This window comes from Sphaerospermopsis sp. LEGE 08334 (assembly GCF_015207205.1).
GTDB lineage: Bacteria > Cyanobacteriota > Cyanobacteriia > Cyanobacteriales > Nostocaceae > Sphaerospermopsis.
The window spans coordinates 1-12,976 of the sequence record NZ_JADEXH010000078.1 but is presented as its reverse complement, the minus strand read 5'-3'; the positions used below and the strand labels follow the sequence as shown (position 1 = coordinate 12,976).

The 12,976-nt window shown below is 35.2% G+C and carries 12 protein-coding genes, 2 tRNA genes and 1 pseudogene; 7 read left to right on the top strand and 8 right to left on the bottom strand.

Translation table 11 applies throughout. The features are described 5' to 3' along the window. Positions 1-414: 414 nt before the first annotated feature. The 6 genes from IQ237_RS25160 to cysK all read right to left on the bottom strand — a co-directional run bounded on the left by IQ237_RS25160 (position 415) and on the right by cysK (position 5,385). Positions 415-486: transfer RNA gene (locus IQ237_RS25160), tRNA-Thr, on the bottom strand. Between the two features lie 98 nt (positions 487-584). Beyond that, positions 585-670: transfer RNA gene (locus tag IQ237_RS25155), tRNA-Tyr, on the bottom strand. A 111-nt stretch (positions 671-781) separates the two neighbouring features. Next, positions 782-2,602, bottom strand: a complete 1,821-nt coding sequence (locus IQ237_RS25150) for an ABC transporter ATP-binding protein (RefSeq protein ID WP_194059984.1) — start codon at positions 2,600-2,602, stop codon at positions 782-784. 121 nt (positions 2,603-2,723) lie between these two features. Further along, positions 2,724-3,527: a DUF6816 family protein gene (locus tag IQ237_RS25145; protein ID WP_194059983.1), complete on the bottom strand. Its 804-nt coding sequence runs from the start codon at positions 3,525-3,527 to the stop codon at positions 2,724-2,726. A 139-nt stretch (positions 3,528-3,666) separates the two neighbouring features. Beyond that, a complete protein-coding gene (locus IQ237_RS25140) occupies positions 3,667-4,074 on the bottom strand; it encodes a ChuX/HutX family heme-like substrate-binding protein (RefSeq protein WP_194059982.1) in 408 nt (135 codons plus the stop codon). Positions 4,075-4,443: 369 nt separating this feature from the next. Further along, on the bottom strand, positions 4,444-5,385 hold the full coding sequence (gene cysK, locus IQ237_RS25135) for a cysteine synthase A (RefSeq protein ID WP_194059981.1): 942 nt from the start codon (positions 5,383-5,385) through the stop codon (positions 4,444-4,446). 1,004 nt (positions 5,386-6,389) lie between these two features. On the opposite strand from cysK, the gene IQ237_RS25130 reads away from it, so the two are divergent. From IQ237_RS25130 to IQ237_RS25105, 6 genes and pseudogenes are all read left to right on the top strand, one after another. Continuing rightward, complete coding sequence (locus tag IQ237_RS25130) at positions 6,390-6,818, top strand: hypothetical protein (RefSeq protein WP_194059980.1); 429 nt, start codon at positions 6,390-6,392, stop codon at positions 6,816-6,818. A 190-nt stretch (positions 6,819-7,008) separates the two neighbouring features. Further along, positions 7,009-7,272 (top strand): hypothetical protein, encoded by a 264-nt coding sequence (locus tag IQ237_RS25125; protein ID WP_194059979.1) that lies wholly within the window; start codon positions 7,009-7,011, stop codon positions 7,270-7,272. 2 nt (positions 7,273-7,274) lie between these two features. Then, on the top strand, positions 7,275-7,586 hold the full coding sequence (locus IQ237_RS25120; protein ID WP_194059978.1) for a hypothetical protein: 312 nt from the start codon (positions 7,275-7,277) through the stop codon (positions 7,584-7,586). Between the two features lie 313 nt (positions 7,587-7,899). Then, entirely contained in the window at positions 7,900-8,235 is a 336-nt protein-coding gene (locus IQ237_RS25115) for a hypothetical protein (protein WP_194059977.1), read from the top strand. Between the two features lie 40 nt (positions 8,236-8,275). After that, a pseudogene (locus IQ237_RS25110) lies at positions 8,276-8,707 on the top strand (LLM class flavin-dependent oxidoreductase); the annotation flags it as partial. 46 nt (positions 8,708-8,753) lie between these two features. After that, on the top strand, positions 8,754-9,125 hold the full coding sequence (locus tag IQ237_RS25105) for a hypothetical protein (protein ID WP_194059976.1): 372 nt from the start codon (positions 8,754-8,756) through the stop codon (positions 9,123-9,125). A 159-nt stretch (positions 9,126-9,284) separates the two neighbouring features. Here IQ237_RS25105 and msrB read toward each other — a convergent pair whose 3' ends face one another. After that, positions 9,285-9,779, bottom strand: a complete 495-nt coding sequence (gene msrB, locus IQ237_RS25100) for a peptide-methionine (R)-S-oxide reductase MsrB (protein ID WP_194059975.1) — start codon at positions 9,777-9,779, stop codon at positions 9,285-9,287. A 612-nt stretch (positions 9,780-10,391) separates the two neighbouring features. Further along, positions 10,392-10,922: a YdcF family protein gene (locus IQ237_RS25095; RefSeq protein WP_194059974.1), complete on the bottom strand. Its 531-nt coding sequence runs from the start codon at positions 10,920-10,922 to the stop codon at positions 10,392-10,394. A 392-nt stretch (positions 10,923-11,314) separates the two neighbouring features. Between IQ237_RS25095 and IQ237_RS25090 the strand changes: the two genes are divergently transcribed. Next, positions 11,315-12,751 (top strand): recombinase, encoded by a 1,437-nt coding sequence (locus tag IQ237_RS25090; RefSeq protein WP_194059973.1) that lies wholly within the window; start codon positions 11,315-11,317, stop codon positions 12,749-12,751. The last annotated feature ends 225 nt before the right edge of the window (positions 12,752-12,976 follow it).

Here is a 12,976-nt window from a genome sequence, read left to right as displayed (position 1 = left end):
CAGACGTACTACCCAAAATGGGTTATGGGACGTAACTTGATGGAGAAGATTTTTTAGATCATTAAGGTTTCAAAAAATGCCCCCGGAGAAAGCTAAAACCTAGATTGTGTAAGGATTTCTTGTACAAATCCTTGCACAAATTGTATAAGGAGTTAAAAATCAATCCTTATACAATTTGTTGCACAATTCCTTGCACAATTCCTTATAGGATTTTGGAAAGGGTAAGAATATAAGATATATAAGCTAAATGTTAAAATTACTTATTACCCTACAAGAAAAACTTATTAATCAAAACCTTTTATTTTTCTTAGTGGTAGAAAAGTGGTAGAATCTATTAGTCCTGAGATACAAGAATAGGCTGTACCCGGTTCTACTAATTCCCAGAACCCTTACCAGATAAGCTTTTTAATAATAAGCCCGTGACGAGGATTGAACTCGTGACCTCACCCTTACCAAGGGTGTGCTCTACCACTGAGCCACACGGGCAAAATTGGGATTTACTCTTCGGGTTTTTGAAGAGTTATGAATTACAAAGCTGAGAATTTAACTCGACACTCAGCTATTGTAACTCACATCTCTAAAAGTGGTGGGCCGGGCTGGATTTGAACCAGCGTAGGCGCAAACCAACGGATTTACAGTCCGTCTCCATTAACCACTCGGACACCGACCCGCTCAGTTCCACTTTTACTATAGTAGCAGCAGTTTTTAGGTTTGGCAAGGGGTTGGGAAAACTTTTTTTCAAAAAAACCGGAAAGGCTTAAATCACAAGGGTTTCAGATGATTAACCCCTGAGTTCACCTGTTTCTTGCAGGGAGTGTAAGCGGTGATAAATGCCTTCTTGACGCAATAATTCAGCGTGACTACCGACTTCAGCAATGTTTCCCTGATTGAGAACTACGATTTTATCCGCATCTCTAACGGTGCTGAGACGGTGAGCAATAATAATTGTGGTGCGAGTTCCCTGAATTGAGCGCATAGCCACTTGAATAGCACGCTCAGATTCATAATCTAAACTAGAAGTAGCTTCGTCAAAAATAATCACGTCTGGTTCTACTAACAACGCTCTAGCAATTCCTAAACGCTGTCTTTGTCCTCCTGACAACCTCACACCCCGTTCACCCACAACTGTGTAATAACCTTGGGGTAGGTGCTGAATCACTTCATCAATACTGGCAATTCTACAAGCTTCCTGCACCTGTTCAAAGGTCGCATCTGGTCTACCATATTTGAGGTTATCTAAAATAGTACCATTAAAAACGTCTACTTCTTGATGAACGATCGCTAATCTGCGTCTGTATTTAGCAACATTTAAGGTGCGAATATCTTCACCATCAATCAAAATTTGCCCTGTTTGTGGTTCAAAGTAACGTAATAGCAACTTAACTAAAGTAGACTTACCAGAACCAGATTTTCCTACTAATGCTACTGTTTGATATGGTTCAATTAACAAATTGATATCTTGCAAAACTTGAAGGTTGCTATCATAGCCAAAACTGACTTGAGAAAATTCAATTTTACCAGTAAACTTATAAGCTGATTCTGTTTGATTTACCTCTGCTAACAACCCATCCGCATCTACTCCAGATGGTGTTTTGAGAAATTCGTGAAATCTGACCATAGCCGAATAGCGACGAGCAAAAGATTCAGCTAAGGTGCTGATAGGTTCTAGTTCAGAATAAGCCATGTTAGAAAGAGTTAAAGTCATCACAAAATGACCAAGAGAAATTTTCCCACCGACTGTAGCAGCTACAGTCAAACCAAGAATCATAAACACGCAAAACTGAATGACAGTTTTTTGCCAAGTTTGCAATTTAACATAACCTTTGTGCAGTCGATAATCAACTACATTCAACTCTCTTTCTAACCGTTGTTTTTGTCGTTTGAGTTCTTTATTTTCCGTTGCATAAGCTTTAACTGTTTTGATATTTGTGATAATTTCTGAAGTGCGACTCTCTGTATTTTCTATATGTTTATCTATCAGCACTTCGCACTTAATTAACTGTTGTAGATTCCTCCATGTTAAAGTGAGAATCACAACAAAGGAAACCAGAAATATCAAAGAAATTCGCCATTCTATCAAGGCAATAAATACAAATATTCCTACTACACGCATGAGTTTAGGAATAAATTGCCCAGCAATTTCTGGATAACCCCAAGTATGGTTAACAATACCTCTAGCTAATCTTCCAGCAATACGTCCAGGATTATTTTCATCGTAAAATTCCAGGGGAAGTGTGAGGATTTTTTCTATAGCTTTTTTGCTTTTATCTCGACGCGATCTTAAAGCTATATCCCAATGAAACCAACTGGTTAACCACGGTTGTGTCGGCGCTTTTATTACAGTAACAAAGAAGATTAAACCCAGTAATATACCTAAAGATAGATATTGATTAACTGGGTAGTTTATAATGTTGGAGAAAGTAACAATTATTCCTTGTACTGGTTTGTCTAAAGGTTGGTTAGATAAAACATTTAAAATTTGTCCAATTGCATAAGGTACAAGTAAATCAATAATTTCGTAAATACTAGATGCTAAAATACTGAAAATACTCAGTCTCCAGTAAGGACGAAAATAATTGATAATATCTTGAAAATTTGCCATAATGCAAACCATCCCCAAGCATAATTATTAATTGGGAATTTTAATGCTACAGTTATAATACAAAATTGTCAATAGCCAAAATTACTGAAAATTTATCATGTAATAATTGGCTATTTTTTGGCTATTTTAAGGGATAAAATTCCAACCGATAACGATACAGTGCCACAGGACGATAACCTGCGGTAAAATAATCAGGATCTTGGGGTGAAAGGTACACAGCAGTCACTTGATCTGCTTCTATTGTTGGGTGTAATTTGGGGTCAGATGTGGAAACTAAATGATAAGCTGTGGTAGATTCTACATTATTAAAATAGGCACGAGAACCACCTTTAAAATATTGTTGAAAAACTTCTGCGCTGATAAATTTACCATCGGGATTTTTTTCGGTTGTGCGTGCGGTGACTACAGAAACTAATTGGCGATCGCCACGAAAAAAGGTAATTTGACGATTAGGAGATTCTGGATCTGGTTTAACTGTTAATACAGCATCATCTCCTAAATAAGCTCTGGATAAGTTCAAACTATTAAATACTCGATCAGCTACTAAAATTGGTGATTGTTTATTTTGTGATTGTTTATTTGTTTTAGAGAAAAGATTGAAACCTGAATTTTGCGGTTCAACTTTCACAAATCTCACTACAAAATTCACAGGTTGATTTAACTGACTATAATTTGCTTCAAATCCTGGTGTGATAATATCTGGTGCTAAAGGTGCAGCTAAATCTACTAAGGTACTGGTGACATTCCAAGTTCCAGCCATCCAGTCAGGGTAAACTAAATCTCCCTTTGCTGGTTGAACTGATGTTAATTTTTCCCATTGTGTAAAGTTGGCTAATTTTTCGGATAATTCACCTGCTTTAGCTTCTGCATTGGTAAATAAAAAGAGGATGATTAAACAAAGACTTAAAATGGTTTTCAGGAACATAATCAAAAACTCAAAAAAATCAATTTAAATTACTAACATTAATCTGATGTTAATCCTGTAAGGGGTTAGCACTGCTAAACCCCTATTCCTAAATTTTGGTTCAGATCAACGATTTATTGAATTAATCAGTGGGGAAAAATTACAAACTTTCTAGCGGTAAAGGTTGCCAAATTTCACCGTATTTTTCACGTAAAGCCAACCAATTTTCTACCTGTCCCGCTTCATATTCTCCGGGTTTACCCCATTGTAAAAATAAGCTTAATGCAGGTTCTTCTTTTTCATCTAAAAACCGGATAGCGTAGGTTGTAAAATTACCTCTTTTAGCTTCACCTGTTTCAAATTTCACCTTGGTTATTTTATCCATGTTCAAGTGAAATTCAAATCCTTCGGTGTGCATATTCGCATATTTACCTTTTGGTAATTCTGCATAAAATAGTTTTGCTATTTTTCCTCTAGCTTCTAATACTGCGGCGCTGCTAGTTACTATTAAACGCAAAGTTCCTAAATTTTCGCAAGCTTCCAAAAATTCTTTCAATGTTGTATTCATACGCCTAAATTAAATTACCGAAAAAGATGTCATCTATATTATAGATGTATTTTATACTATATATGATATTTTGGTCTGAATCAGGATTGGCAGGATTTTTCTTTTTATCATAATTTATAAGATTTTAGTCATGAAGATGCAGGATAAATCAGATATCTTAGGAAAGATTAGTGTTGTGAATATTGAATCATTAATTATTTGCAGCATCTTCAACAGCAAAATGAATTTATCTAACTGACAGTAATTAATATTAATACCTGACATCTATATTTATCAATTATTAATTACATAATCCTGTGAATCCTTTAATCCTGGAAATCCTGATTCAGACAAAAAACTCAACCCAACCTACAGAATATTTGCGAATATTTAACTCATCAAATCTTGAAACATCGCTGTACTCAAATAACGTTCCCCAAAAGAAGGCTGAATCATCACTATTAATTTACCAGCATTTTCTGGACGTTTACCGATTTTAATTGCTGCACACAAAGCCGCACCAGAAGATATACCAGATAATAAGCCTTCTTCTGTTGCTAATTTGCGTCCATATTTCATTGCATCTTCATCATCAACTTGAACCACTTCATCAATTAATTCTGGACGCAAAACATCGGGAATAAAACCAGCACCAATACCTTGAATTTTATGAGAACCAGATTTACCACCAGAAAGCACAGGACTTTTACTAGGTTCAACAGCAATAACTTGAAAATTCGGTTTTCTTTGTTTAATAACTTCCGCTATTCCGGTGATAGTTCCCCCAGTTCCTACCCCAGCAATTAAAATATCAACTTCCCCATCTGTATCAGTCCAAATTTCTTCAGCGGTGGTTTCCCGGTGAATCTTTGGGTTAGCTGGGTTGCGGAATTGTTGCAACATAAAAGCATTGGGAGTATTTGCTACTATTTCCTCTGCTTTATTAATTGCTCCTCGCATTCCTTCAGTACCAGGTGTTAATTCTAAATTAGCACCATAAGCACGCAACATGGCGCGTCTTTCTTGGCTCATGGTTTCTGGCATGGTTAATATTAATTTGTAACCACGGGCAGCTGCTACCATCGCTAAACCGATGCCTGTATTTCCTGAAGTTGGTTCTACTAAAATAGTTTTTCCTGGTGTTATTAAACCCTCGACTTCTGCTGAAATTACCATACTTAAAGCAATACGATCTTTAACAGAAGCGGCTGGATTCATGCCTTCTAATTTAACAATTATTCTGGCTAATACTCCCTCAGACTGAGGAATTTTGTTGAGTTGTACTAACGGCGTTTTACCAATAAGTTCTGTTACGTCTTTAGCAATTCGCATTTATTAACTCCTAAAATTTTCCTAAAATTATCAATAATCACATAATGAGGCGATGTCTTTATTTATTATACTACGATTTTAATATTTTTTGGTGCTTGAGTAACATTTATTTTCAGAATTTTATCTAGCAACATACTTTTCTTGTAATTCCTAACTTTATCAACATCCAAAAATATTTGGAACAAATTTTAATTGCTTTTCTGATTTCTTTAGTTTATTTTTAATTCAGTTCTAATTTGTCATGATATACTGTTATTTGAGTACAGAGTTAATCATAGAAAATCATCTTTAAATATCCTCAAGTATTTGCCCATAAAGCTTTGCAGTTGAGTACAAAAATCCCCGCACCCCACCTGATAAATGCTAGTACCCCCTCTGCAAAAATCTAGTACCTCTACCCTCAAAAATTTTTATAATTCTTACCAGATAAGTATTACAGCCTTTGAGTACAATTTTAATAATTTTAATAATTTCAATTCTGGTGGGGTAAACTGTGTGCTGGGGAGGCAACTGATATAAACATTTATAGGATTTACGCAGAGATTCCCCTCTACCCCCCGAAATTCCTAGACGCAAGTCTGGTGAACTAGGGGGGACTTCTTAACCACAATTAAATGGTGATCTCTATTCACAAGCGTTTAAATTCTGTCAGTATTACTGATTACTAAATCTAGCATATTTTAGGAGTAGATTGGGATTTTTTATGAATTTTTAATTTCAATTGCTTGATCAAAATTTATGAGTTCGCCACTTACATTTGTAACTTATCAAACTGCTGGGTTTAAATTTTAGATTTTAGATTTTAGATTTTAGATTCACAGCAAAAATTTAAATATTAGGTATCATCTACCAATTTTATATTTTGAATCTAAAATTACCACATCACATCTAAAATGTGATAGCTGTTTGATAAATGGCAATCAGAAGGTGCAGCAATAACCCATAAATTACCTTTAATTAGATTTTCTTACTGGGTGATTGTAACCTAGCGAGGTAGAGCAAACATGAAATTAAAAATTTTCAATGTGCTAACAGTTGGTTTTGTTACTTTAGCTGTACTTTCTCCAGGAATAATAGTTTTTAATTTAATTTGGGGACGACATCTAGAGTTAGTTAAGACACAGAATTTATCTTGTGAATTCACGAAAATTAATCCAGGTTATGCTTCTTTATCTTTCCCAAATCAGAGTGTAAATACTCTGGAATCTCTAACTCAAAAAAAAATACCTGCAAATAATTTTTTTCTCCAACTGCAAATGATTGTTGAACAATATAAAATCATCACAATTTTGCAATGGTTGGTTTTAGCTACACCTATTTGTATTGGTTTGGGAATCATTGCTTACGATAGATATCTTGTTTATCGTGCTGCTGTTTTCAAAGCGCAAGTTGAAATGTTAGAAAGACTTTGGCAACAAAGTATTGAACAATAAAGCGTAAGAAGTCAGGAGTCAGGAGTCAGAATATTGTTTTTAGCAGGGATCTACTTCAAGCAAATTTTTCATAAATTATCAATCATGACTTGAAAACTCTAATTAATTGTCAATACTATATTCTGTATCCTGAATCCTGAAAATAAAGCAATAATTTTCAGTTCTCTTATTCACCATAAAGTAAATTACCATGTCAGAAGAACGCCAAACTCAGTATTTTAATTTGATTGATGAATTACTCAGATGTCCTAATGGACAAGAACCAGAAATATTGGAAGCTCAACCCGAATTAGTTGATTCTGGTTTGATACATACAATGCTACAAGTTGCGACTATGTTTGCCCATGAAGGTAATCAAGATGGCGCTCAATTTTTATTTTTTATTGCTAAGGAATTAGCGAAACAATTAGGTTTATATCCTGATATTTCTAATGAGGTTGCAACTCAGGAGTAATAATGCTATTGACTTCAACTGATGCAGGAAAAATAGCTTTAGAATTTCTGTTGGCAGACTGGAACATTGCGGAAGAATACAGAGATTGGTTTACTATCATTAACTCGCAGTTAATGGGTGAATATTGGTACATTGTAGAATTGGGTATTGAAGGTTTTCCTGATAAATGGTTTATCCAAGTTTATGATACAGGAGCCTGTGACCCGAATTATACATTTATGTCTCCTATCTCTGGTTCTGAAGGATATATGGATTTGAAAAATCTACCAAATATTCTCGCTGATGTTTTAGTCGCTGAACGCAATTCCCGATAAGGTAAGAATTCAGGAGTCAGGAGTCAGAATGTTTGATAAATACAGGACTTAGTTCAAAATTTATTTGTGCTATACAGTTCAATAATTTTGAATTAATTATAAATGGTCATTATATTAGAGGTGATGCTTTTTTAAAGTTCACCTCTTTTTGTGATTTGTGATTTGTGATTTGTGATTTGTGACTGGTGACTGCTAAAAATTAATATTTTATTTAGAAAAACCTGCTAAATTGTCATGTTTAAATAACAAGATTATGTTATACTAAATAGTAGTGATAGACGCTACAGAAATATCAATCAGAAATATCAGTCAAATGATTGCTGAAGATATCCTAGCTCAAGAATTCACACGAATCTTAGACCATTATTACCCTGACCTTGGGGAAATATTGGAAAATTGCCATGTGAAAGTTATCACCTCTTTTTGGGGACGACCTGCTAGACGCTTTCAATATATAGGAATTTATTGTTCTGATGACATCATGCCATTAGTACAATCACAAAAAGAAATATTGAGGGAAGTAGCAGAAAATATGGGACTTATTCAGGTAGTTTGCATAAATGCTAAAAGATTGCTCCGCGATCCACTATCTAAATTAAGACAGTCGGAACCGCGTTTGTGGTTGGATTTGCATTTAGTGGCAGCTTAGAATATAGCCAATCATGAAAATAGGACTTTTCTGCAATATCGCTAGTGATGATGATGTAATTAGATATGCTGGTGACAATTCTTTTGGTTTAATGGGGAGTCCAACTTTTTCTCTTTTGAGATTGAGAAATACTGTCAACAGATATCGACACATCAATAACAGTGGTGCAGATAAATTTCTGTTAGCGCAGTTCTTTTTTGTGACTAAAACTGATGATGAAGCGGTAAATAAAGCCTTACCTTTCATCCGTAAATTTAGCCAGAAAACGATAGCTAACTCGACTCAAATAATGCAGAATAGTCCCCATCCCCAGAAATCGTATAATCAAACAAATATCTGTTATTAAATAGATTATTTAATTGAGAATTCGATTATTGGGGATGTTCAAACCTGCCGCGACAAAATCAAGAAATTCCAAGACGAATAAAATCTCAGCACAATAGCACTCAAACCCTCATTTTTATTTCTGTAAAAAAATCTTGAGAGTTTGCAGCGTTACAATCAAGAGGTGCAAAATTATGTCTAAACTTCCGTTACTTCCTCCTGATGATTTACCTCCCGTAGAGGTGACAAAACAGGACGGAATGTTACAAATGGAATTAGAGCAATCTATTGGCAGATGCTTTTATTACGCTTGCGATCGCATTACCCAAAATCTGCTATCTAACTGTCATTGGTACATCACCAAAAACGGTACTACCCTGTTATTAATTATTGACGCTCCTGATATAGTATCTTACTGGCATATCGTCAGCAATATTCCCCAATTTGGTAAAAGTTTAGAACCATTTACCAAAGAAGCAAAAATTAGAGTTTATCCGCCTTTTGGTAAAGGAATGCCCTTTGAAATTGGCGTAAATGAAATCTCTGCTTATCGAGATTGGTTATAGATAAGAATTCAGGAGTCAGGAGTCAGGAGTCAGGAGTTTTTTTATTTTGGATTTTGGATTTTGGATTTTGGATTTTGTTAACTCCAATCTAAAATCTAAAATCTAAAATCTAAAATTTTCTTCCCCAGTCACCTGTCACCTGTCACCTGTCACCTAAATTTACGCTGGTTCAAACTTCAATGAAACGCCGTTCATACAGTAACGTAAACCAGTGGGTTTGGGTCCATCGTTAAATACATGACCTAAATGTCCACCACAACGGCTACAATGAACTTCAGTTCTGGTCATGAAAAAAGAACGATCTACAGTAGTAGCGATCGCCCCATCAATAGGTTTAAAAAAGCTAGGCCAACCAGTACCACTGTTATACTTAGTGTCTGAAATAAACAAAGGCTGTCCACACCCAGCACAAACATAAGTACCAGGTTCATAATTTTTGTCTAAAGGACTGGTATGAGGTCTTTCTGTACCATGTTTTCGCAACACCTGAAACTGTTCCGGCGTTAAAATAGACTTCCATTCCTCTTCAGCTTTGGTGACTTCAAATTTTGTATCCGCAGATGCCATAGGTTCTGAACTCCCAGTTACATAACGTGAAAAAAAGGCTGTACCGACTAAGACGGCACTAATTTGTAAAAAATGGCGTTTGTCCATAAATATATTATTGGCATAGTCAGAAGGGAACAGGGAACAGGGAACAGGAAACTGGTGACTGATGACTGGTGACTGGTGACTGCGGAAGAAAATTTTAGATTTTAGATTTTAGATTTTAGATTTGAGTTAATAAAAACAATCCAAAATCCTTGCATCCAACATCTAAAATAAATAACTCCTACCTTAGAGCCTCGTGCCTTTGTTAAAGAGGAAAATAACTCATTCCCAATGTCTAATCCCTAATTAGGGGTTGCTGAATAAATCTGAAAACTTTACAGGTAAAGGGTTTCAGCTATTTTGACTTTCAAAAAGAGCAAGCTTTTATGAGGTGGCAACTGAAAAACCTTGCACTTAATTACTAACTCAAGTTGCTAGTTATTTGTTAAGGCTGGTAATGGGTAATGGGTAATTGCTAATTAAAATTCTGTTATTATCCTGTTAATCCTTAAATCCTGGTTATCCTGATTCTGACATTTTCCCTAACTAGCAACTTACGTTACTACTTAAAGAAAAAATCGTTCCTATCCAACTCTTGAAACTGTCACCTGTCACCTGTCACCTGTCACTGGTCCTTCACAGATAACTTTTTCAGCAAACCCTAATTAATAAAGGTTAGCGTTTAGTTTGAACTTGCTCTGCTCCTGTATAACCAGTTACTAGCCATATTATAGCTCTAGCTCCATCGCGGATAGCTTTTTCGATAGGTTCCGGTGCGGTTTTTGAGGGAACAGATACCGCTTTAAATTTAATACCTCGACTACCCAAAACAATCTCACCAATTACACAAGCACGGCGCATATGAAAATCAGAAGTAATTAAATAAACGCTTTTGATACCCCTTGCTTGCAAATCATCTACCAACGTAGTAAAATTAGTAACTGTATCAACAGCCTCATAATCTAAATATAAACGCTTAGGATTAATTCCAGCTTTAACAAAGATTTGTTTCGTATAGCTAGGTGGACTACCACCAGTAATCCATATTGGTATATTGGGATGCTTTTTGGCAAATTCAGCAGTAAAGTTCTCCCTTTCTAAACGTTTAGTAGAACCGCCCAAAACTAAGACTGCTTGTGGATGTACAAACTGATTTTGTATTTCTTTGTATCCCCACCATATAAACAGGGGTAGGATAAAAGACATAAACCGCAAAGATTTACCTTTAAACAATAGCTTTTTCAAGGCTGTGTAAGTGTGTTTGCGAACATAAAAATTTTATCTAAAAAATTTTATCTAAAAAATTATTTAGATTAGGAAATTTTGGCAAAATAAACCCAAATCAGAACTTGGTAGATGCTTATGTATAAAAGTATGTATCCACGATATAAATAGGGTCGCTTTCTTCGATGCACTATCCTAACTTATATCAGACAATTTATCATAGAGGTTAAGACCAATTAATTGTTCAACTTTGCAGTTTAATGTAAATATACGGGACTGGTGCGACTTGAACGCTGTATAACTCCCAAAAGTGTGATTTTACAAGGGTTCTGGATTACTCACTCTAAAATCCATTTTTTAGGAGTGAACAAAAAATGAGTATTGGCGGTAGTGGTAATTATGGCAGTTTTGATGATCTGCTTGAAACCTTACGAAACGTATCTAAAGAATTACCAAAGGGTATAAGTTTTAAGAGACAGGGATCTCATCTGTATTTGCAGTTCATACACCCAGGTACTAACAAGAGATTACCGAAACCTTGTGGGGTACAACTAACTTATGACGGCATATATGAAGCAAAGCAAAAGGCTTTTAGGATTAAAACTGCTTTAGACACATTTACAAGTGCTTCTGAATTTTGGGATTGGTATGAAAAGGAGATATTGCGTAGGAATGAGATTATAAACGATATCACTACGTATAGAGAAATATTTTCTCAGATCACAGATCGTTATTGGAATGGTAGAAACAAAAACACAAAACGTAAACGTTCAAAAGATATCCCTAACGATGTGAACTCATTTAACAGGCACTACAAGATAGTTTTTGATAAATTCCCTGACTGGGATAAACAACCTAAATGGGAAGATATAAAACAAGTTCTTTTTACTTGGGAACAAGGTACAAATAGTTTTAAGGATGCACACACAATACTTAAACAAGTATGTGCTTTATGCCCAAATAATGAGAGGTTGCTAGAACAGCTTGCAGATATAGATCCGACTCAATATGAGTTCAGAGACAAACAAAGTATCTCTTTGGAACAGTTTTTGCAATGGCATGATAAAGCATTATCAGAATGCACAGAGCCAAGATATTTAGACATTAGAAAATCATGGCTATGGGTTGCCTCTATGTGTGTGGTTTATGGTTTACGTCCATCTGAAATAGCAGCAGCCTTAAATCTAACAGAAGCATACACTAAAGACGGTGTAGCTATACCTGCCATTGGCAATCCTGACAACAAAGAATTACTACTTGTGTTAGGTGATATGACTTATTTTGGTACAACGATTAAAACTGGTGGTAGAGTATGTAAACCAATGTGTTTAGATAAGAAATTGTTAGAACGGTTAAATATTCAACAACCAAAATTACCAGAATATAAACCAAAAACAGATAACCCTAAAACATTGGTTGGTGGTTTTGCTGCTTTGTTTTCTAAGAATTTGAAAAGATGGGAATGTCCGGTGAGTGAGGCTTATGCTTTTAGACATTTAGCTAATCAATTGGGAGAAAAATCAGGTATACCTCAAGAGATACGTGCTAGGAGTTTAGGGCATAGTGTATCTGTCAATGACTCTGTATATAAGAAACGGGATAATCTTCAAACGTCAATAGATTTGTTAACAAATCACACTTACCAAGCTATACCTTTAGAAAGTGCTATTAACATAGCTTCTCGTTTGATAAAGGATAGTGGCTTAACTCTTTTAGATCTTTGTCGTCTAGCAGATACAATGGTTAAGTTATTGTCTGCAATTTATAATGTGAGTGAGGATGAGATAAAAAAGGAATTGAATTATGAATGAAAAATAATATTCATTGGATATTTTGAATCCTATAAGGAATCCTTGTAGGATTTGTACAAGGATTTAAAAATGCCTCCTTATACAAATCCTTGCACAAATTGTTGAACAAATCGTTGTAGGATTCCCCGGAGTCCTCACCCTATAAAGATCCTGATGAATATTTACTAATAATAATGTGTACCATTAAAAAGCTTTACTCTCACTGGATTCTGAGCGTTTTTGAGC